The organism is Mesorhizobium sp. M0136 (assembly GCF_040322515.1).
GTDB lineage: Bacteria > Pseudomonadota > Alphaproteobacteria > Rhizobiales > Rhizobiaceae > Mesorhizobium.
The window spans coordinates 109,816-129,853 of sequence record NZ_JAMYTP010000001.1; the positions used below are offsets into that span (position 1 = coordinate 109,816).

17 protein-coding genes are annotated in these 20,038 nt (G+C 63.7%); 10 read left to right on the plus strand and 7 right to left on the minus strand.

Annotation, left to right across the window (positions count from 1 at the left end):
- Positions 1-40 precede the first annotated feature (40 nt).
- From rhaS to NKJ35_RS00590, 6 genes are all read left to right on the plus strand, one after another.
- Positions 41-1,036, plus strand: a complete 996-nt coding sequence (gene rhaS / locus NKJ35_RS00565; RefSeq protein WP_254820009.1) for a rhamnose ABC transporter substrate-binding protein — start codon at positions 41-43, stop codon at positions 1,034-1,036.
- A gap of 83 nt (positions 1,037-1,119) precedes the next feature.
- Positions 1,120-2,661 (plus strand): sugar ABC transporter ATP-binding protein, encoded by a 1,542-nt coding sequence (locus NKJ35_RS00570; protein WP_352644292.1) that lies wholly within the window; start codon positions 1,120-1,122, stop codon positions 2,659-2,661.
- Positions 2,658-3,635 carry an ABC transporter permease gene (locus tag NKJ35_RS00575; RefSeq protein ID WP_352644294.1) on the plus strand — a complete coding sequence of 326 codons (978 nt, stop codon included), beginning with the start codon at positions 2,658-2,660 and terminating at the stop codon, positions 3,633-3,635. Before NKJ35_RS00570 ends, NKJ35_RS00575 begins: the two co-directional genes overlap by 4 nt.
- A gap of 154 nt (positions 3,636-3,789) precedes the next feature.
- A complete protein-coding gene (locus NKJ35_RS00580; RefSeq protein ID WP_502904604.1) occupies positions 3,790-4,791 on the plus strand; it encodes an ABC transporter permease in 1,002 nt (333 codons plus the stop codon).
- Complete coding sequence (gene rhaM, locus NKJ35_RS00585) at positions 4,791-5,108, plus strand: L-rhamnose mutarotase (protein WP_352506206.1); 318 nt, start codon at positions 4,791-4,793, stop codon at positions 5,106-5,108. Before NKJ35_RS00580 ends, rhaM begins: the two co-directional genes overlap by 1 nt.
- On the plus strand, positions 5,105-6,475 hold the full coding sequence (locus NKJ35_RS00590; protein WP_352644298.1) for an FGGY-family carbohydrate kinase: 1,371 nt from the start codon (positions 5,105-5,107) through the stop codon (positions 6,473-6,475). The genes rhaM and NKJ35_RS00590 overlap by 4 nt, the downstream gene beginning before the upstream one ends.
- A 36-nt stretch (positions 6,476-6,511) precedes the next feature.
- On the opposite strand, the gene NKJ35_RS00595 is transcribed toward NKJ35_RS00590, so the two are convergent.
- Both NKJ35_RS00595 and galE read right to left on the minus strand, forming a co-directional pair.
- Positions 6,512-7,762 (minus strand): D-amino acid dehydrogenase, encoded by a 1,251-nt coding sequence (locus NKJ35_RS00595; RefSeq protein ID WP_352644300.1) that lies wholly within the window; start codon positions 7,760-7,762, stop codon positions 6,512-6,514.
- A gap of 43 nt (positions 7,763-7,805) precedes the next feature.
- Positions 7,806-8,801, minus strand: a complete 996-nt coding sequence (gene galE, locus NKJ35_RS00600; protein WP_352644302.1) for a UDP-glucose 4-epimerase GalE — start codon at positions 8,799-8,801, stop codon at positions 7,806-7,808.
- Positions 8,802-9,066: 265 nt separating this feature from the next.
- Here galE and hemA point away from each other — a divergent pair, with 265 nt between their 5' ends.
- Positions 9,067-10,344, plus strand: coding sequence for a 5-aminolevulinate synthase (gene hemA / locus NKJ35_RS00605; protein ID WP_254816350.1), 1,278 nt, complete (start codon positions 9,067-9,069; stop codon positions 10,342-10,344).
- Positions 10,345-10,380: 36 nt separating this feature from the next.
- Here the strand turns inward: hemA and NKJ35_RS00610 are convergent, their stop codons facing one another.
- Both NKJ35_RS00610 and mscL read right to left on the minus strand, forming a co-directional pair.
- Entirely contained in the window at positions 10,381-11,547 is a 1,167-nt protein-coding gene (locus tag NKJ35_RS00610) for a pyridoxal phosphate-dependent aminotransferase (protein ID WP_352506201.1), read from the minus strand.
- Between the two features lie 113 nt (positions 11,548-11,660).
- Positions 11,661-12,083, minus strand: coding sequence for a large conductance mechanosensitive channel protein MscL (gene mscL, locus NKJ35_RS00615; protein WP_352506200.1), 423 nt, complete (start codon positions 12,081-12,083; stop codon positions 11,661-11,663).
- A gap of 233 nt (positions 12,084-12,316) precedes the next feature.
- On the opposite strand from mscL, the gene NKJ35_RS00620 reads away from it, so the two are divergent.
- Positions 12,317-15,805 (plus strand): PAS domain-containing hybrid sensor histidine kinase/response regulator, encoded by a 3,489-nt coding sequence (locus tag NKJ35_RS00620; RefSeq protein ID WP_352644565.1) that lies wholly within the window; start codon positions 12,317-12,319, stop codon positions 15,803-15,805.
- A gap of 3 nt (positions 15,806-15,808) precedes the next feature.
- On the opposite strand, the gene NKJ35_RS00625 is transcribed toward NKJ35_RS00620, so the two are convergent.
- Positions 15,809-16,471 carry a response regulator gene (locus NKJ35_RS00625; protein ID WP_473556440.1) on the minus strand — a complete coding sequence of 221 codons (663 nt, stop codon included), beginning with the start codon at positions 16,469-16,471 and terminating at the stop codon, positions 15,809-15,811.
- A gap of 119 nt (positions 16,472-16,590) precedes the next feature.
- Positions 16,591-17,022 (minus strand): hypothetical protein, encoded by a 432-nt coding sequence (locus NKJ35_RS00630; protein WP_352644304.1) that lies wholly within the window; start codon positions 17,020-17,022, stop codon positions 16,591-16,593.
- A 126-nt stretch (positions 17,023-17,148) separates the two neighbouring features.
- Between NKJ35_RS00630 and NKJ35_RS00635 the strand changes: the two genes are divergently transcribed.
- Together NKJ35_RS00635 and NKJ35_RS00640 are read left to right on the plus strand one after the other, a co-directional pair.
- Complete coding sequence (locus NKJ35_RS00635; protein WP_254816344.1) at positions 17,149-17,499, plus strand: DUF952 domain-containing protein; 351 nt, start codon at positions 17,149-17,151, stop codon at positions 17,497-17,499.
- Complete coding sequence (locus tag NKJ35_RS00640) at positions 17,496-18,572, plus strand: quinone-dependent dihydroorotate dehydrogenase (RefSeq protein ID WP_352644306.1); 1,077 nt, start codon at positions 17,496-17,498, stop codon at positions 18,570-18,572. The genes NKJ35_RS00635 and NKJ35_RS00640 overlap by 4 nt, the downstream gene beginning before the upstream one ends.
- Before the next feature lie 3 nt (positions 18,573-18,575).
- Here NKJ35_RS00640 and NKJ35_RS00645 read toward each other — a convergent pair whose 3' ends face one another.
- Positions 18,576-20,000, minus strand: a complete 1,425-nt coding sequence (locus tag NKJ35_RS00645) for an MATE family efflux transporter (RefSeq protein ID WP_352644567.1) — start codon at positions 19,998-20,000, stop codon at positions 18,576-18,578.
- Between the last annotated feature and the right edge of the window lie 38 nt (positions 20,001-20,038).

Here is a 20,038-nt window from a genome sequence, read left to right on the forward strand (position 1 = left end):
GCAGCGGCGATGGAATGCAACGCTCAAGGGAGGATATTCGATGAGCTTCTTTAGGAAATTGATGGTTACGGCGGCGTTCTCCGCCGCCATGTTCGTGAATGCCGCCTATGCCGAGAACGTCAAGATCGCGCTGGTGGTGAAGTCGCTCGGCAACGGCTTCTTCGACGCCGCCAACAAAGGCGCCGAAGAGGCGGCCAAGGAACTAGGCGATGTCGACATCATCTACACCGGCCCGACCAAGGCGACCGCCGAAGCGCAGATCGAAGTGGTCAATTCGCTGATCGCACAGAAGGTCAACGCCATCGCCATTTCGGCGAACGACGCCGACGCGCTGGTGCCGGTGCTCAAGAAGGCGATGGAGCGCGGCATCACCGTCATCTCGTGGGATTCGGGCGTCGCGCCGGAAGGACGCCAGCTTCACCTCAACCCCTCCGACACCAACCTGATCGGCGAGACCATCATCAAGCTTGCCGCCGACTACCTGCCTGAAGGCGGCGACGTCGCCATCCTGTCGGCTTCGTCGACGGCGACCAACCAGAATGCCTGGATCGACGCGGCCAAGAAGGTGCTGCCGGAGAAGTTCCCCAAGATCAAGCTCGTCGCGACCGTCTATGGCGACGACGACTCGGCCAAGAGCACGGATGAAGCCAAGGGTCTTTTGAAGTCCTATCCGAACCTCAAGGCGATCATCGCACCGACCACGGTCGGCGTCGTTGCCGCCGCGCAGGTGGTTACCGACGAAGGCCTGATCGGCAAAGTCAACGTCACCGGCCTGGCGCTGCCGTCGGAGTTCAAGAAGTTCATCGACAATGGCGCCAGCCAAGCGGTTGCCCTGTGGAACCCGATCGATCTCGGCTACTCCGCCGTCTACCTCGCCCACGACCTGGCGGTGAAGAAGGAAGAAGCCAAGCCCGGTGCTACGCTGTCGATCGGCCGCGTCGGCAAGGTCACGCTTGACGACACCAACTCGGCTGCCATGGCTCCGCCCTTCCAGTTCGACAAGTCGAACATCGAAAAGTTCTCCAAGATCTATTGATCCTGGAGCCTTCGAAACCGTGCGGCGGGGCTCAGGTCCCGCCGCGCTTTCAAACGAACCTTGTTTCAGGGCTTGATACGATTATGGACACGACAGCCCAACACGAGATGGCGAAGGAAGCGCCTTTGTCTTCCGGACCGCGCCTGACGCTGTCCGGCATCTCGAAAAGCTTTCCCGGCGTGCGCGCGCTGCACGACGTAGGCCTGTCGCTCTATCCCGGCCAGGTAACCGCGCTGATCGGCGAAAACGGCGCCGGCAAGTCGACGCTGGTTAAAATAATGACTGGCATCTACCAGCCGGATGCTGGCACCATCAGCATCGACGGCCAGCCGGTCACACTGCCCAGCGCGCACGCCGCGTTCGGGCACGGCATCACCGCCATCCACCAGGAAACAGTGCTGTTCGACGATCTGACGGTGGCCGAAAACATCTTCCTCGGCCATGCCCCGCGCACGCGTTTCAAAACCATCGACTGGCGCACCATGCGCAAGAATGCCCGCGAGGTGCTCGACACGATGGGCGCCGGCCATATCGAAGCCGACGCCAGGCTGAAGGATCTCGGCATCGCCAACAAGCACCTCGTGGCGGTTGCCCGCGCCATGTCGATCGACGCCCGGATCGTCATCATGGACGAGCCGACGGCAGCGCTTTCGATGAAGGAGATCGAAGAGCTTTTCCTGCTGATCGAATTCCTCAAGAGCGACGGCAAGGCGATCCTGTTCATCAGCCACAAATTCGATGAGATCTACCGCATCGCCGACCGCTATACCGTGTTCCGCGATGGCGAGATGGTCGGCGAAGGCCTGATCAAGGACGCCGGCCAGAGCCAGATCGTGCGCATGATGGTCGGCCGCTCGGTCGATCACATCTTTCCGCAGCGCAAGGCCGAGATCGGCGTGCCGGTGCTGGCCGTCTCCGGCCTGTCGCACCCGACCGAGTTCGACGACATAGGCTTCGAGCTGCACAGGGGCGAAATCCTTGGCTTCTACGGCCTTGTCGGCGCCGGGCGCAGCGAGGTGATGCAGGCGATATCGGGCATCACCCGCACCAGCCGCGGCACGATCACGCTGGAAGGCAAGGCAATCGCGCCGAAATCGGCGGCGGATTCGATCGATGCCGGCATCGTCTATGTGCCGGAGGAACGCGGCAAACAAGGAGTGGTGATCGGCCTGCCGATCTTCCAGAACGTTTCGCTGCCTTCGCTCAAACGGACATCCAAATCCGGCATATTGCGGCTGGCCGAAGAGTTCGCGCTGGCCCGTTCCTACACAGAGCGGCTCGATCTGCGCGCCTCTTCGCTCAGCCAGGACGTCGGCACGCTGTCGGGCGGCAACCAGCAGAAGATCGTCATCGCCAAATGGCTGGCGACCGCGCCCAAGGTGATCATCCTGGACGAGCCGACGAAGGGCATCGACATCGGCTCCAAGGCGGCCGTGCACGGCTTCATGGCCGAGCTCGTCGCGCAAGGCCTGTCGGTGATCATGGTGTCGTCCGAACTGCCGGAAATCCTCGGCATGTCCGACCGCGTCGTTGTCATGCGCGAGGGCCGTATTGCCGCGGTCTACGACAATAAGGGGCTCGACGCCGAAACCTTGGTCAGGACGGCAGCGGGGATCGCGTCATGAAGGCTTTTCTCAGATATCGCGAGGTCTGGCTGCTGGCGGCAATCGTCGTGCTGATCGGGCTGATCTCAACGCGGTTTCCAGGTTTTGCCGATCCGGCCAATCTGCGCCAGGTGTTCAACGACACGTCGATCCTGATGATCCTGGCGCTCGGCCAGATGGTCGTCATCCTGACCCGCTCGATCGACCTGTCGATGGCTTCCAACCTCTGCTTCACCGGCATGGTGGTGGCGATGCTGAACGCCGCGCATCCGGCGATCCCGATCCCGCTGCTGATCGTCATCGCACTTCTGGTCGGCCTCGTGCTCGGCGCCATCAACGGCTTGCTGGTATGGCGGCTGAACATTCCCTCGATCGTGGTTACGCTCGGCACCCTCACCATCTACCGCGGCGCCACCTTTGTCATATCAGGCGGCGCCTGGGTCAATGCCGACCAGATGAGCGCTGATTTCATCGGCCTGCAGCGCGCGGCTTTCCTCGGCATTCCGGTGCTGTCCTGGATTGCGATACTGGTTATCGCCCTGTTCTTCCTCGTGATGACGCGCACCGCGCTCGGCCGCTCGATCTATGCCATCGGCGTCAACCCGACCGCATCGGTCTATGCCGGCATCGATGTCGGCCGGACGAAATTCATCGTCTTCTGCATCTCGGGGATGATCGGCGGCCTCTGCGGCTATCTCTGGATTTCGCGCTACGTCATCGCCTCGGTCGAGGTCGCCAATGGCTATGAGCTCAACATCATCGCCGCCTGCGTCATCGGCGGCATTTCGATTGCCGGTGGCATCGGCTCGGTCGGCGGCGCGGTGCTCGGTGCGCTGTTCCTCGGCATCATCTCCAACGCGCTGCCGGTGATCAACATCTCGCCCTTCTGGCAAATGGCGATTTCGGGCAGCGCCATCATCCTGGCCGTGGTGCTCAACGCACGCGGCGAACGCCGGCAAGGCCGCATCATTCTCAAAAAGGCGGAAGCAGCATGATGGACGCCTCGCTTCATTTCTCTGGGACGATTGAAATGTTGCCGTCAGCAACAGTCCTGTTGTCAAAGTGGACGCTGCCCCTCACCCTTGCCCTCTCCCCGTGCAGATACAAGGGGCAGCGCCAAGTTTCGGATGGTGTTGCCACATGACCGATATCGCCAACGCCCCTGCTCCACGCCATATTCCCGACCGGCTCGACAAGCCTTCCACTGCGGCGATTTTTTCATGGGAAGCGCTGCTGGTCGCCGTCGCGGTGGCCATCTTTGCCGTCAACAGTTTTGCCTCGCCCTATTTCCTCGACGCTTGGTCGCTCTCGGACCTGACCTTCAACTTCACGGAAAAGGCGCTGATCGCGCTGGCCATGGCGCTGCTGATCATCTCCGGCGAAATCGACCTGTCGGTCGCCGCCATCATTGCGCTGGCGTCAACGATGATGGGCATGGCAGTGCAGGCCGGCGCCGGCACTCCGGCGCTGGTGGCAATCGGCCTCGTCGTCGGGCTCGGCTGCGGCGCCTTCAACGGCGTGCTCGTCACCAGGCTCGGCTTGCCGTCGATCGTCGTCACCATCGGCACGATGAGCCTGTTTCGCGGCATTGCCTTCATCATCCTGGGCGACCAGGCCTACAAGGGCTATCCCGCGAGCTTCGCCTTCTTCGGCCAGGGCTATGTCTGGTGGGTGGTGTCGTTCGAACTGACGCTGTTCCTGATCGCGGCAGTCGTCTACTGGTTCCTTCTGCACCGGACGAGCTTCGGCCGCCGGATCTTTGCCATCGGCAACAACCCGGTCGCGGCGCAGTTTTCCGGCGTACGTGTCGGCCGCATCAAATTCATCCTGTTTTGCCTGACCGGCCTGATGGCGGGCATCGCCTCGGTGCTGATCACATCGCGGCTCGGCTCGACCCGGCCGTCCATCGCGCAGGGCTACGAGCTGGAAGTCATCACCATGGTGGTGCTCGGCGGCGTCAGCATCCTGGGCGGCGCCGGCAGCATTCTGGGTGTGGTGCTGGCGGCGTTCATCATGGGACTGGTGACCTTCGGCCTCGGCCTGCTCAACGTGCCGGGGATCGTCATGTCGATCTTCATCGGCCTGCTGCTGATCATCGTCATCGCACTGCCGATCCTGTGGCGGCGCGTACGGCGGGAGCGCTTTGCCTGATGCCCGAAAAATATGCGTTCAAGATGAAGCTCAATCCGGGCATGAAGGCCGAATACAAGAGGCGCCACGACGACATCTGGCCGTCACTCGTAGCGTTGCTGAAACAGGCCGGTATCTCCGATTATTCGATCCATCTCGACGAGGAGACCAACATACTGTTCGGCGTGCTGTGGCGACGCGATGACCACGGGATGGACGAATTGCCGAAGCATCCGGTGATGCAGCGTTGGTGGGCCGAGATGGCGGACATCATGGAGACCAGGCCGAACAACGAGCCGGTGGCGGTGCCGCTGGAAACAATGTTCCATATGGAATGACCAGCAACGTCGCCGCCATCGATATCGGCAAGACCAACGCCAAGGTGGCGCTGGTCGATCTCGCCACATCGAGCGAAGTGGCCCTGCGCACGGTGGCGAACGAGCCTGTTCGGCAAGGCCAGTACCCCCACCATGACGTCGAGCGGTTATGGGCGTTTATCCTCGGCAGCCTGGCCGAGATCGATCGCGAGCAGCGCATCGATGCGATATCGATCACCACCCATGGCGCAACGGGCGTGCTGGTCGACGCATCAGGCGAACTGGCGCTGCCGGTGCTCGACTACGAATTCGACGGGCCGGATGCCCTGGCCAGGGACTATGACACGATCCGTCCCGCGTTCTCCGAGACCGGCACGCCGCGCCTGCCGGCCGGCCTCAATCTCGGTGCGCAGCTGTTCTGGCAGCAGAAGCGCTTTCCGGCGGATTTCGCCAAAACCGCCGCGATGCTGATGTACCCGCAATACTGGGCCTTGCGCCTGACCGGCGTCGCCGCCAGCGAAGTGACGTCGCTCGGCTGCCACACTGATCTATGGAACCCGTGGAAAGCGGATTTTTCCTCGCTGGTCGACCGGCTGCAATGGCGACGGCTAATGGCGCCGGTGCGGCAGGCCAAGGACCGCCTGGGCCCGATCCTGCCCGCTCTGGCGCGGCAAACCGGCCTCGACCCGCAAACGCCGGTGTTTTGCGGCCTGCACGATTCCAACGCCTCGCTGCTGCCGCATCTCCTATCCAGCAAGCCGCCTTTCTCCGTCGTCTCGACCGGCACCTGGGTGGTGTCGATGGCGGTCGGCGGCAGCAAGGTCACGCTCGATCCGGCACGCGACACGCTGGTCAATGTCAACGCACTCGGCGATCCCGTGCCGTCGGCGCGCTTCATGGGCGGCCGCGAGTTTTCCGTGCTGACCGAGGGCCAATCGGAGAACTGGACGGAAGACGATGTTGCTACCGTGCTGGCGCGCAAGACGTCCCTATTGCCTTCCACGCAACAAGGTTCGGGGCCGTTTCCGCATCGTACCGCATCATGGTTTAACGCGGACGGTATGAGCGCCGGCCAGCGCTTTGTCGCCATCTCGTTCTACCTGGCGCTGATGACCGCGACCTGCCTCGATCTGATCGGCGCGGACGGTCCCACCGTAGTCGAAGGACCCTTCGCCCGCAACCGGCTGTTCACCCGCATGCTGGCTGCGGCGACTGCGCGCGCCGCCATTGCCTCCGAGGCTGCGACAGGCACCAGCATCGGCGCCGCGCTGCTGGCGTCGGACCGGGGGACACCGCAAGGCAGAGGCGAAAGGACCGAACCCTCGGCCGATCCGGTCTGGACAAGTTACGTGCGCTCCTGGCGTTCGGCGTTCGACGAACGAGCCTGACCGCCGAGCTCATGGCGTCCTGATGTTCGGAGATGCCTAGCCCACGTAGAGCAATCCTTGTGGATCGATCTCCGGCTTGCGGCCGGCAACGAGGTCGGCGAGGAACTTTCCCGAACCGCAGGCCATGGTCCAGCCGAGATGGCCGTGGCCGGTGTCGAGGTAGAGATTGTCGTACCGCGCCCGGCCGATGACCGGCACGGAGTTCGGCATCATCGGGCGAAGTCCAGCCCAGAGCTCGGCCTTGCTCTCGTCGAAAGCCCCGGGGAACAGGTCTTTGCCGGTGTTCAGGATCGAGTTGAAATCGCGTGGCTTGAACGTGCGGTCGAAACCGGTGAACTCCGCCGTCGAGGACATCCGCAGCCGGTTTCCCAGCCTGGAATAGCCGATTAGCCGGTCCTCGTCGGCGCCGCCCATGATCGGCCCCTTGCTTTCATCTTCCAGCGGAACAGTCACGGTATAGCCCTTCACCGGATAGACGGGCAGATCGATGCCGTAGCGGCGGCCGAGCAGACCGCTCTCCGGCCCCATCGAGATGACCACCGCATCGCCGGCCACCGGGCCGGCCGAGGTCATCACCGCGCGCACGCGGCCGCCGTCGATGTCGAGGCCTTCGACTGTCGTGCCGTAGAGGAACTGGACGCCGAGTTTTTCGGCGGCATAGGCAGCGAGGCGCTGCGTGAATTGGCTGGAGTCGCCGGTCTGGTCGATCGGCGAATAGACGCCGCCGGCTATCTTGTCCTTGGCGGCGGCAAGGCCGGGCTCGAGCTCGACCAGCCGGTCGCGGCCGACGATCTCGATCGGCAGGCCGTGTTCGCCGAGATAACGATAATTGTCGGTGCCGGTATCAAAGCTCTGCTGCGAGCGGAAGAAATAGAGAATGCCTTTCTTGCGCTCGTCATAGTGGATGCCGGTTTCGGCGGAGGCGGCGTTGATGCAGTCGCGCGAATAGAGCGCCAGACGCAGCTTGACGTCGGTGTTGGCGCGCATGCGCTTATGCGTGCACTGGCGCAGAAAGCGCAGGCTCCAGGCGAAGAAATACGGATCGAAGCGCAGCCGCACCTTGATGCCGAGATCGTGGTTGTAGAGGCCACGCAGGAACGTCTTCAGCGCGGCTGGCGAGGCCCAGGCGGTGGCGTCTCCGGGCGACACCAGGCCGGCATTCGACCGGCTGGTGCCGCGTGCCGCCGCCGGATGGCGCTCGATCACTGTCACCTCATGGCCGTCGCTGGCCAGATAATAGGCCGCGGCCGTACCGACGACACCGGCCCCAAGTACCAGGATTTTCATTCCGCCCCCAGCGCGCCGAACCAACCTTTGCGGAGAGCCCGCTTCACCCCAGAGCCGAATTCTTGCTGGTCAGGATGCGCTCCCAGGCAAGCGCATCGGCAACGATCTGGTCGAGGTTGTCGCGCTGCGGGGTCCAGCCGAGCTCGCCACGCGCCAGCTCCGAATTGGCGACCACCGCGGCGGCGTCACCGGCGCGGCGATCGCCCATCCGCACGTCGAAATCATGGCCGAAGACGCGGCGGACGCTGTCGATGACCTCGAGCACCGAATAGCCGTGGCTGTAGCCACAATTGGCGACCAGGTTCGATCCGCCGGCACGCAGCCGCTGAAGCGCCAGCCGATGCGCCGCCGCCAGGTCGCTGACGTGGATATAGTCGCGCATGCAGGTGCCGTCCGGCGTCGGATAGTCGGTGCCGAACACCTGCATGAAGGAGCGCTTGCCGAGCGCCGTCTCGCAGGCGACCTTGATCAGATGCGTGGCACCGGGCGTCGACTGGCCGGTGCGGCCCTTCGGATCGGCGCCGGCGACGTTGAAATAGCGCAGCGCCGTATAGCGCAACCCATGGGCAATCGCCGCGTCGCGCAGCATCCATTCGCTCATCAGCTTGGACAGGCCATAGGGCGATTCCGGCGCAAGCCGGGCATCCTCGCGTACCGGCTCCAGGCCGGCGCCGCCATAGACGGCGGCGGTCGAGGAAAAGATGAAATTGGGCACGCCTTCGCGCACCGCGGTCTCGATCAAGGTGCGCGTCTTGCAGGTGTTGTTCTCGTAATAGGCAAGCGGGTCGGCGACCGATTCGGGAACCACGATCGAGCCGGCGAAATGGATGATCGCGTCGACCTTATTGTCGCGGATGATCGAGGCAACCAGTTCCCTGTCGGCGACGTCCCCGACGACGAGCTTTGCTTCCGGAGCCACTGCCCATTCAAAGCCGGTGGAAAGCCGGTCGAGGACGACGACGCTGTCACCCGTGTCCAGCAATTCCCAGACCATATGGCTACCGATATAGCCGGCCCCGCCTGTCACCAAAACCGTCATCCGCATCCTCGCTATTCATGATTTGTCGGAACTGTCTCAATCGTCGCCTTACTGGAAAACCTGCCGCCGAGCCATTAGAACCTGCGGTAACCGGTCTCATCGGCGCGTGGCATTGTCCTGAAACAAGATTGATCCACATCAAGGGAATAGGCCACGTTCCGTGGTCGTTAGGAACAGGCTCGGGGCGTGGCATTTTGACCAAAAAGGCCAAGTGGACGACGAATGGGCCAATGACTATGATCGCGCGCAAAATTGGGAAGGCGACATGAACTACCAGCGGTTTTTCGAGGAAGCGATCGACCAGCTCCATGCGGAGCGTCGCTACCGCGTCTTCGCCGACCTTGAGCGTATCGTCGGGAAATTCCCGCGCGCCATCTGGCGCGCCAATGGCCGCGCCGAGGAAATCACCGTCTGGTGCTCCAACGATTATCTCGGCATGGGCCAGCATCCCGACGTCATTGCCGCGTTCCAGAAGGCGGCAGGCAAGATGGGGTCGGGTGCCGGCGGCACCCGCAACATCTCCGGCACCAGCAACCCGCTGGTCGAGCTCGAACTGGAGCTTGCCGACCTGCACGACAAGGAAGCGGCACTGGTTTTTACCTCCGGCTTCGTTTCAAACGAGGCGTCGATCTCGACCATTGCAAAGCTGCTTCCCAATTGCCTGATCATCTCGGACGAACTCAACCACGCTTCGATGATCGAGGGCGTGCGGCGCTCGGGCGCCGAGAAGAAGATCTTCCGCCATAATGACGTGGCACATCTCGAAAGCCTGCTGCAGACGGCTGGCCGCGAGCGCGCCAAGCTGATCGTCTTCGAGAGCGTCTATTCGATGGACGGCGACATCGCGCCGATCAAGCAGATCGTCGAACTCGCCGAGCGTTACAACGCCATGACCTACATCGACGAGGTCCACGCCGTCGGCATGTACGGGCCGCGCGGCGGCGGCATCACCGAGCGCGAAGGGCTGGCCGACCGCATCGACATCATCGAGGGCACGCTGGCCAAGGCGTTCGGCACGCTTGGCGGCTACATCGCCGGCAACACTGCGGTGATCGACGCGGTGCGTTCCTATGCGCCGGGCTTCATCTTCACCACGGCGTTGCCGCCAGCGATCGCTGCAGCGGCAACCACCTCGATCCGCCATCTCAAGCGTTCGCAGGCCGAGCGCGACGCGCAGCTGCGTCAGGCGACACGGACCAAGCAAGTGCTGGCCGCAGCCGGCCTGCCGGTGATGGAATCGCCTACCCACATCGTGCCGCTTCTGGTCGGCGATCCCGAGCTCTGCAAGATGGCCAGCGACCGCTTGCTCGGTGTGCACGGCATCTATATCCAGCCGATCAACTACCCGACAGTGCCGCGCGGCACCGAGCGGCTGCGCATCACGCCTACACCGTTCCATTCGGACGCGCTGATTGCCTCCCTGCAGGACGCGCTGGTCGAGACATGGGACGCGTTGGGAATTCCCTACGGTTCGGCCGGCCGGCCTTCAGTAGCCAAGAGCGACCGCGTCATTCCGTTGCTGGTGCCGAAGTCGGGCGGGTGAAGCCCGTTTGAAACTCTACTCAGGCTTTGAGGCAGCTCACACACTCGTCATCCATTTCGCCAGCCGGTGCGCGGCTTCTTCGAGCTGGTCGAGGCGGCGGTGGAAGCACAGCCTGAGGAAGGCTTCGCCGCCGGGGCCGAAGGCGGTGCCGGGGGCCAGGCCGACATTGGCGCGGTCGACCATGTCGAAGGCGGCGGCGCGGGAATCGGTGACGCCGTCGACCGCGAAGAACAGATAGAATGCGCCCTGCGGCACGGTGAAGCGCGCCCGGCCGGTTTCGGCAAGAATACCGCAGACCAGGTCGCGCGCCGCCCTCGCCCGCTCCACCTGCTCGACGATGAAGGCATCGCCCTCATCCAGCGCAACGACGGCCCCGCGCTGCATGAACTGGGCAACGCCGGAAGTCGAATACTGGACCAGGTTTTCGAACACCTGCTGCAAGGTGGGATGGATCTTGATCCAGCCGATGCGCCAGCCGGTCATCGCCCAGTTCTTGGAAAAAGAATTGACGAACAGAATGCGGTCCTCATCGGCCATGATGTCGATGAACGACGGCGCGCGGCCGTGGCCGTAATGAAACAGCGAGTAGATCTCGTCGGCGATAATCCACAGACCCCTTTGGCGGGCAAGATCGAGGATCGCCTGCAACGTTTCCTTGTCGGCAGTCCAGCCGGTCGGGTTGGACGGCGTGTTGACGAACAGCGCCTTGGTCCGTGGCGTGATCGCCGCTGCGATCTTGTCGACATCGCAGGACCAGCCATTGCCCGACTGATCGAGCGTCACCGCGACTGGCACGGCGCCGGCTACCCCGGCGGCGGCGGCGAAGTTCGGCCATGCCGGCGACAGGTAGACGAGTTCGTCGCCCTTGCCGGCCACCGCGTCGATGGCCAGCTGGATGGCATGCATGCCGGAGCCGGTGACGATGAATTCTTCGTTGGCGAAAGTCTTGCCGAAATGCCTGGTGTAGTAGCGGGCGAGCGCCTGCCTGAGTTCGGGAATGCCTCTCTGCCAGGTATAGAAGGTTTCGCCGCCGGCGAGTGCCTTGGCGGCGGCATCGGTGATGAAGGCGGGCGTCGGCAGGTCACCCTCGCCGGCCCAGAGCGGGATCATGCCGTCGCGGCCGCGGCCACGGTTCATGACGGCGACAATGCCGCTTTCAGGCGCCGCCCGAGCCTCGGCGCGCAAGGTATCGATCAAGGTCATGGATAGGTCCGTTTTCGTTTGCTCGACTGCTAGCGTGTTTCAGGGCGGGCGAAAACAGAAAACCCCGGCCGCAAGCGACCCAGGGTTTTGGTCCAGAGAGGTTCTCGCAAGTGCTATTTTCTGGCGAGGAGATCGCGAATTTCGGTGAGCAGCGCGACGTCGGCTGGCGGCGGAGCGGCCGGGGCAGCCGGTTTTTCGCGCTCCAGCCGCTGGCGCAGATTGTTCACCGCTTTGATCATCAGGAAGATGATGAAAGCGAGGATAAGGAAGTTCAGCGCCACGGTGATGAAGCTGCCATAGGCGAAGACAGCGCCCTGTTTCTTCGCATCGGCCAGTGAGGTTGCATTCACCGCGGAAGACAGGGGTATGAAGTAGTTGTTGAAGTCCAGTCCTCCGAAGATCGCGCCAACAATAGGCATGATGATGTCGTCGACCAGCGAGGTGACGATCTTGCCGAAGGCAGCGCCAATGATGACGGCGACGGCCAGGTCCATCACATTGCCCCTGGAAATGAATTCCTGAAACTCTTTCAGCATTCGACTCCTCCTTGTCCTGACCGGCCGTTCTGCCGTCCGCTCCTCGGCATTGACCGGCCAGCAGAATAGCAAAAACCTGCGGTTTCAACAGGAGCAAAAGCTGGTTTCAGCCGGTCACGATTGCCTGACGCAGCCGCTATAATACGCCGAAAGCCGCGATGGACTCGATCGCCAAGCTGTGATTGCGTCAGCAAGGCCGGATGAAAAGCCGGCGCAGGGAGGAAGTTCGAGGCGTGCAGGGCTGGTTCATCGTCATCATCGCGATTGCCTATGTGACGTTGCTGTTTGCCATCGCCAGCCTGGGCGACCGGCGCTCGACTTCATCCGGCCCCGGCCGCGCCCGGCCCTTCATCTATGCGCTCAGCCTTGCCATCTACTGCACCTCCTGGACCTTCTTCGGCTCGGTCGGGCTGTCCTCCGAGCGCGGCCTCGAGTTCCTCGGCATCTATATCGGACCGGTGCTGGTGTTTGTGTTCGGCTTTCCGCTGCTGCAGCGCATCGTCAGGCTGGCCAAGACCGAGAAGATCACCTCGATCGCCGACTTTCTCGGCGCCCGCTACGGCAAGAGTTTTGCTGTCGCGGCGATCGCCACACTGATCGCGACCATCGGGGCGGTGCCCTATATGGCGCTGCAATTGAAGGCAATCTCCGGCTCGGTCAGCCTGATGGTCGAACACTATACCGGCGCGCCGCCCTCCTTCGATCCGTTCGTCAGCGACATCTCACTGGTCGTGGCCATGCTGCTGGCGCTGTTCGCGGTGCTGTTCGGCACGCGCCATGCCGACGCCACCGAACACCAGGACGGGCTGGTGCTGGCTGTGGCAGTCGAAACGGTGGTCAAGCTCGCCGCCTTCCTGGCGATCGGCCTGATGGTCACGTTCTTGATCTTCGGCGGGCCCGGCGACATGTTCGACCGGCTCGCCGAAAACACGCAGGTGCGCCAGGCGATGGGCTACAACACCTCCCTCGCTACCTGGCTGGTGCTGACATGCCTGAGCGGCTTTGCCATCCTCATGTTGCCGCGCCAGTTCTACGTCACCATCGTCGAAAACCGCAGCGAGGCCGAGCTGCGCACCGCGACATGGGTGTTTCCGCTCTATCTGGTGGCGATCAACCTGTTCGTGCTGCCGATCGCGCTGGCCGGCCTGGAACTGGTCGGCACGAGAACCAGCAGCGACCTCTATGTGCTGTCACTGCCGCTGTTCAGCGGCCACGACGTGCTGGCCATGGCCGCCTTCATCGGTGGCCTGTCGGCGGCGACCGCAATGGTGATCGTCGAGAGCGTCGCGCTGTCGATCATGATCTCCAACGATCTGGTCATTCCTCTGTTCGTGAGGCGATTGCTGCGGACCACGACCTCCGAGAACGAGGACTGGTCGACGCTCATCTTGAATGTGCGGCGGGCGGCGATCTTCATCATGCTGTTTATCGCCTTCCTCTACTACCGCGAGAGCACCAACAACGCGCGTCTGTCCTCGATCGGCCTGATGTCGTTCGCCGCGATCGCGCAGTTCGCGCCGGCAATGATCGGCGGCCTGGTCTGGCGCGGCGCCAACGGCCGGGGTGCCGCACTCGGCATGGTCGCCGGCATCGTCGTCTGGAGCTACACGCTGCTGCTTCCCTCGCTCGTCGCGCCCGATACCGGCATCCTCGTCCACGGCCTGTTCGGCTTAGATGCGTTGCGGCCGCAAGCTCTTTTCGGCACCGTCGCCGAGCCGCTGAACCATGGCGTGCTGTGGAGCCTGTCGATCAACACGATGTTTTTTGTGTTCGGCTCGCTGTCGCGGGCGTCGGTGCCGCTGGAGCGCATCCAGGCGTCGATCTTCGTGCCGCGCGAGGCGGGGCCGCTGCCGAGCCTGCGCCGCTTCCGCACCACCATCACCGTCAACGACCTCAAGGACACGATCGCGCGCTATCTCGGTGTCGAACGCACCGAGCGGTCATTCCAGTCATTCGAAAAGAGCAGCGGCACTTCACTGCACGGCAACGAGCAGGCCAGCATGGATGTCATCCGTTTCTCCGAGCAGCTTCTGGCCAGCGCCGTCGGCTCGTCCTCGGCGCGGCTGATCCTGTCGTTGCTGCTGCGCCGCAACGACCGCGAATCCAAGGACGCCTTCCGCCTGCTCGACGACGCCACAGAGGCGCTGCAGCACAATCGCGACCTGCTGCAGATCGCGCTCGACCAGATGGAACAGGGCATCACTGTCTTCGACCGGGATTTTCGGTTGATCTGCTGGAACCGCCAGTACCGGGCGCTGTTCGACCTGCCCGACGAGATGGGCCAGGTCGGCGTCTCACTCGATCGTATCCTGCGCCACCTTGCCGAGCGCGGCGATATACCGGCAGATCAACGCGTTACCATGCTGAACCGCCTGACCAGCTTCGTCAGCCCCTGGCAGATGGAGCTGAAGACCAGCGGGCGCATTCTCGAATTGCGCTCCAACCCGATGCCGGACGGCGGCATCGTCGCCACCTACGCTGACATTTCCGGACGCGTCGAGCAGGATCTGGCGCTCAAGCGCGCCAACGAATCCCTGGAACAGCGGGTGAAGAGCCGCACCGCCGAGCTCACCCGCGTCAACGAGGAGCTGGCGCAGGCGCAGATGCTGGCCGAGGAGGCCAATCTCGGCAAGACCCGCTTCCTCGCTGCCGCCGGCCATGACATCTTGCAGCCGCTGAACGCCGCCCGCCTCTATTGCTCGTCGCTGATCGAGAAGACCGGCAAGGGGCCCGCCGGCAAGGCGGCGATGAACATCGAATCGTCGCTGGAATCGGTCGAGACCATCCTCGGCGCGGTGCTCGACATTTCGCGCCTCGATGCCGGCGCGATGAAGCCGGACGATACGACCTTCGGCCTCGACGGGCTGCTGCGCCAGATCGGCAACGACTTCCGGCCGCTTGCCGCCGAAAAGAAGCTCGAGCTCTCGATCATGCCGTCGTCGCTCAGCGTGATGACGGACCGCAATCTGCTGCGCCGCCTGATCCAGAACCTGGTCTCCAACGCCATCAAGTATACGCGCCGTGGCCGTATCCTGGTCGGCGTGCGGCGGCGCGGCGAACTGGCCGAGATCCAGGTGATCGACACCGGCATCGGCATTGCCGGCGACAAGCTGAACACCGTGTTTCGCGAATTCACCCGGCTGGACGAAGGCGCACGCGAGGCGGAAGGCCTTGGCCTTGGGCTCTCCATTGTCGACCGCATCGCCCGCGTGCTGCGCCTCGAAATCCGGATCTTTTCCAACCCCGGCAAGGGCACACGCTTTTCCGTGCTGCTGCCTGTGGCGGCCGTGCAGGCGCCGCGACGCGAGGCGGAGGCGAAGCCGCCTGCCCGTGCCGCGGCCTCGCTTGCCGGGCTCAATGTGCTCTGCATCGACAACGACGCCCGCATCCTCGACGGCATGCGGCTGCTGCTCGAGGGCTGGGGCTGCAGCGTCGACACGCTTTCCGGCGCGGAGGAGCTCGACAGGTCCGGCATGCATCGGCCGGACATCGTGCTTGCCGACTATCATCTCGACAACAGGACCGGCCTCGAATTGATCGCCCAGTTGCGTGCGATCCATGGCGAGGACCTGCCGGCCGTGCTGGTCACCGCCGACCGCTCCAGCGAGGTTCGCGCCGCCGCCGGCAGGCTCGACGTGCCGGTGATCAGCAAACCGCTGAAACCGGCGATGCTGCGCTCGATGATGGCTAGGGTCAGGCCGCTGGCACCGGCGGCCGAATAGGGATCAGCCGGCCGTCTGCAGCGGGTCGCTGCCTATTTTGGACAAAAGGATGACCGCCTGGGTGCGGCTGTCGACGCCGAGCTTCTGCAGGATAGCCGAGACATGCGCTTTGATCGTCGCTTCGGAGACCCCGAGCTCATAGGCGATCTGCTTGTTGAGCAGTCCCTCGGCCAGCATGCCGAGCACGCGCGTCTGCTGTGGGGTCAGCGCCTGCAGCCGCTTGATCAGGTCGGAAATCTCGGGATCGCGCTCGACGCCGAGATCGACCCCGGCGGGTGCCGCGATATCACCTGCGAGCACCGACTGCACCGCATTGCGGATCTCCTCCATGCTGGCCGATTTGGAGATGAAGCCCGAGGCGCCGAGGTCGAGCGCGCGCCGGATCGTCACCGGATCGTCATGCGCCGAGACCACCATCATCGGCACCGCCGGATGGATGCCGCGCAGCGAAATCAGGCCGGAAAGACCGCTTGCCCCCGGCATCGAGAGATCGAGCAGCACCAGATCGACATCCTCATTGGCCAGGACCAGCGCCTTGGCGCTTTCGAAATCGCCGGCCTCGTGAATGGCGGCAACGTCTCCGATGCCCGCGAGTGCCTCCCTCAATGCACCGCGAAAAAGCGGATGATCGTCGGCAATGACGAATGTGTAGCCCAACGGTGATATCCCTCCCCGAATCCCGTTGGCGATTTTCCGCCTTGCAGGATATGAACGATCATAACGCCAAGCCTGCTGTTCGGCGTGGCCGGCTTGCTATTCCCGCCCCAGGTCTTTTTGCGAATTGCCTAGGTCTTTTGCGAATTGGGCTTGGCGCCGTCTTCGTCCTTGTCCATGTCCTTGACGATGTCCATGAAGCTGCGCAGGAAGCGCTCCATGTAACCCATCGTCTTGTTGAAATCCTCCTCGCTGGGCAAAGTCGATTCGAGACGCGCGGCAAGCGAATTTTCGAGCTTGGCGACACGTTCGTCGAGCGCCTTCACCGAATTTTGCAGGCGGTCGACCTCATCCTGGAAGGCGGCACGTTCGTCGGCCGCCGTCTTGCAGACAAGCTGACCGGAGCGTTCCTCGCAGAGCGACATGGCGCCGGTTTGCGTATCCATACGGACATAGCCATTGGCCGATTTTTCCAACCGGTAGCGATCGGCTTCCTCGGAAAAGGCCGACGCCGCTATAAGCGAGACCAGTGCTGCGGGGATCAAGACGTGTTTCAGACGCATGTTTTCCTCCATGAGCCAGTCAGCGCAATCTATCACAGTTTGCGCCTGAAATGGGGACGAACCTGAAATGGGGAAGAACACGGGCCTGCCCTTCCCCGCGTGGTCGGTTCGGACTATAGCGCAACCATGTCCGAGATCATCTACAAGATAGTTCCCGAGGCGCTTTGGCGCGAGGCCGAAAGGGAAGGCCGCTTCACCGGCGCGCCGATCGACGTCGCCGACGGTTTCATCCATTTTTCCGCCGCCGGGCAGGTTCGGGAAACGGCGGCCAAACATTTCGCCGGCCAGGGCGGGTTGCTGCTGGTCGCCGTCGACGGCGCGCGCCTTGGCGATGCGCTGAAATATGAGGTCTCGCGCGGCGGCGCCTTGTTCCCGCATCTCTACGACGCGCTCGGCCTCGATGCGGTCGTTTCGGTGCAGGCATTGCCGCTCGGCGCCGACGGACAGCATGAATTCCCGGCGCTGGAGGCCGAATGAGCGCGCTCGGCCGGATCGGCCAGAAACTGCTGTTCACGCTCGATCCGGAAACCGCGCATGGACTGTCGATCGCCGCGCTGAGATGCGGGCTGCCGGTCGCCGGTCGTCCGCCGCAGGACAACAGGCTAAAGGTCAGCCGTTGCGGACTCGATTTCCCGAACCCGCTCGGCATGGCGGCGGGTTACGACAAGAATGCCGAAGTGCCGGACGCGCTGCTCGGCCTCGGCTTCGGCTTCGCCGAGGTCGGCACGATCACGCCGCTGCCGCAGGGCGGCAATCCGAAGCCGCGCATTTTCCGGCTGCCTTCGGACGGGGCGGTGATCAATCGGCTGGGCTTCAACAATGAGGGCCACGACGCCGCGGAAAAGCGCCTTGCCGCCCGCATGGGCCGTGCCGGCATCGTCGGCGTCAACATCGGCGCCAACAAGGACAGCACCGACCGCGTCAGTGACTATGAACGCGGCGTGGTCCGGTTTGCGCGATATGCCAGTTATCTGGCAATCAACATCTCCTCGCCGAACACGCCGGGCCTGCGCAACATGCAGGCACGCGAACAACTTGGCGAACTTCTGTCGCGTGTCATGGCTGCGCGTGCGGCAGCATCCGCGAAACCACCCGTCTTCCTCAAGATCGCGCCGGACCTGGTCGAGGCCGAGTTGGAGGACATCGCCGCCGAGCTCACCGAGAAGCAGATTGACGGCCTCATCGTCTCCAACACCACGATCGCGCGATCCGGCCTGCGCAGCGCCGGCCTTGCCGGCGAGGCTGGCGGGCTTTCGGGGAAACCCTTGTTCGAGCGCTCGACCATCGTGCTGGCAAGGATGCGAAAACTGCTTGGCCCGGATACCACTATCATCGGCGTCGGCGGCGTTGATTCCGCCGAGACGGCCCTGGAAAAGATCCGCGCCGGCGCCGATCTCGTGCAGCTCTATACCGGCATGATCTATGCTGGGCCCGCGCTGCCGGGGCGCATTCTTTCCGGCATGGCCCGTTTCATGGACAGTCAAGGGCTGAAGTCGCTGCGCGAGCTTCGCGACAGCCGCCTCGATCAATGGGCGGTGAAACCGCTTTAGCGATCAGTTAAAGGCGGTGCGCACCCGCAGCCGCAATATGGCGAGCAGGCTGAAGCCGCGTACCAGCAGGAAGACATGCAACGCCACCCACAATCCGTGATTGCCGAAGGCCGGCACCAGAATCAGCAGGGCGGCGCTGAACGACAGGAACGACACCAGCATCATGTTGCGCATGTCGCGCGACCATGTTGCGCCGATGAAGACACCGTCCATCTCGAAAGCCAGCACGCCGCTGAGCGCGGTGAACGCCGCCCATGGCAAGTAGATGTCGGCAATGGCGCGGACGTCCGTCGAGGTCGTGATCAGGGCGACGAGATCGGTGCCCTCCAGCAGGAAGAAGAGCGTCGCCGCGCCCGCCAGACCGAGCCCCCAAAGCAGCGTCAGCCGCACCGCCTGGTTAAAGGCGGTGGCGGCGCGCGCTCCAATGGCGCGGCCGGCGAGCTGCTCGGCGGCAGTGGCGAAACCGTCGAGGAAATAGCCGGCAACCAAGAAGAGGTTCATCAGCACGGCGTTGGCGGCCAGCGTCAGCGTGCCGAACTGCGCGCCTTGGCGCGTGAACAGCGCAAAGGCGGCGAGCAGCGAAAAGGAGCGGATCATGATATCGCGATTGAGCGACATCATGCGCAGGAATGCCGGCAAGTCGAGGACGCGGTGGCGCGGCAGCGTGGGCGCTGCCCAAAAGCGCCGGCCGACAATGGCGAGACCAAGCAGCATGGCGACGAATTCGCCGGTGACCGTTGCCCAGGCAACGCCGGCAACGCCCCAGCCGAGCTCCAGCCCAAGCAGGAAGCAGAGAGCGATATTGATGCCGTTCAGTATCAATTGCAGCATCAGCCCGAGCCCGCCCTCGCCGCGCCCAAGCACGTAGCCAAGGACGGCGTAATTGATCAGCGAGAACGGTGCTGCGAGCATCCTGATGCGGATATAGACGTCCATCGCCGCGCTGACGCGCGGTTCGGCGCCGATGAACCATTGCCCGGCGGCGGAAACCAGCGGCGCAAGCGCGGCAAGCACGACACCGGCGACGACCGCGATCAGCACGGCGCGCCAGAACACCGCCTGCTCCTCCAGCGCATCGCCGCGCCCGAAGGCCTGGGCGACGAGGCCGGTGGTGCCGGAGCGCAGGAAGTTGAAGGTGGTGAAAACGACGTCGAAGATCAGGGCGCCGGCCGCCAGGCCGCCGAGAAGGGCGGCGTCGCCGAACTGCCCAACCACCGCCGTGTCGACGATTCCGAGCAACGGCGTCGTCAGATAGGCAAGCGTCATCGGCACGGCGATGGCCAGCACCGAGCGGTTGGTGACGACGAAGGCCCTGGCTTCGGTGGCGTGGGCTTCGGTGGGTAAAGCCTGCTCCAAACGCGTGTTGCTTCCTGTTGCGGCTTGATCGGCTGGCCGATGTGCCCCAATTTGCGGACCTCGCGCAACCATCCACCCCGCTATGGTCAACCGAAACCTGCCTCTGGCGC

Excerpts from the sequence above, each read along its gene's own strand:
- NKJ35_RS00570 (WP_352644292.1), top strand. The coding sequence starts at position 1,120 with ATGGACACGACAGCCCAACACGAGATGGCGAAGGAAGCGCCTTTGTCT.
- NKJ35_RS00575 (WP_352644294.1), top strand. The coding sequence starts at position 2,658 with ATGAAGGCTTTTCTCAGATATCGCGAGGTCTGGCTGCTGGCGGCAATC.
- mscL (WP_352506200.1), bottom strand. The coding sequence starts at position 12,083 with ATGCTGAAAGAGTTTCAGGAATTCATTTCCAGGGGCAATGTGATGGAC.
- NKJ35_RS00635 (WP_254816344.1), top strand. The coding sequence starts at position 17,149 with ATGTCCGAGATCATCTACAAGATAGTTCCCGAGGCGCTTTGGCGCGAG.
- rhaS (WP_254820009.1), top strand. The coding sequence starts at position 41 with ATGAGCTTCTTTAGGAAATTGATGGTTACGGCGGCGTTCTCCGCCGCC.
- rhaM (WP_352506206.1), top strand. The coding sequence starts at position 4,791 with ATGCCCGAAAAATATGCGTTCAAGATGAAGCTCAATCCGGGCATGAAG.
- NKJ35_RS00595 (WP_352644300.1), bottom strand. The coding sequence starts at position 7,762 with ATGAAAATCCTGGTACTTGGGGCCGGTGTCGTCGGTACGGCCGCGGCC.
- NKJ35_RS00610 (WP_352506201.1), bottom strand. The coding sequence starts at position 11,547 with ATGACCTTGATCGATACCTTGCGCGCCGAGGCTCGGGCGGCGCCTGAA.
- NKJ35_RS00645 (WP_352644567.1), bottom strand. The coding sequence starts at position 20,000 with ATGGTTGCGCGAGGTCCGCAAATTGGGGCACATCGGCCAGCCGATCAA.
- hemA (WP_254816350.1), top strand. The coding sequence starts at position 9,067 with ATGAACTACCAGCGGTTTTTCGAGGAAGCGATCGACCAGCTCCATGCG.
- NKJ35_RS00630 (WP_352644304.1), bottom strand. The coding sequence starts at position 17,022 with ATGCGTCTGAAACACGTCTTGATCCCCGCAGCACTGGTCTCGCTTATA.
- NKJ35_RS00640 (WP_352644306.1), top strand. The coding sequence starts at position 17,496 with ATGAGCGCGCTCGGCCGGATCGGCCAGAAACTGCTGTTCACGCTCGAT.
- galE (WP_352644302.1), bottom strand. The coding sequence starts at position 8,801 with ATGACGGTTTTGGTGACAGGCGGGGCCGGCTATATCGGTAGCCATATG.
- NKJ35_RS00590 (WP_352644298.1), top strand. The coding sequence starts at position 5,105 with ATGACCAGCAACGTCGCCGCCATCGATATCGGCAAGACCAACGCCAAG.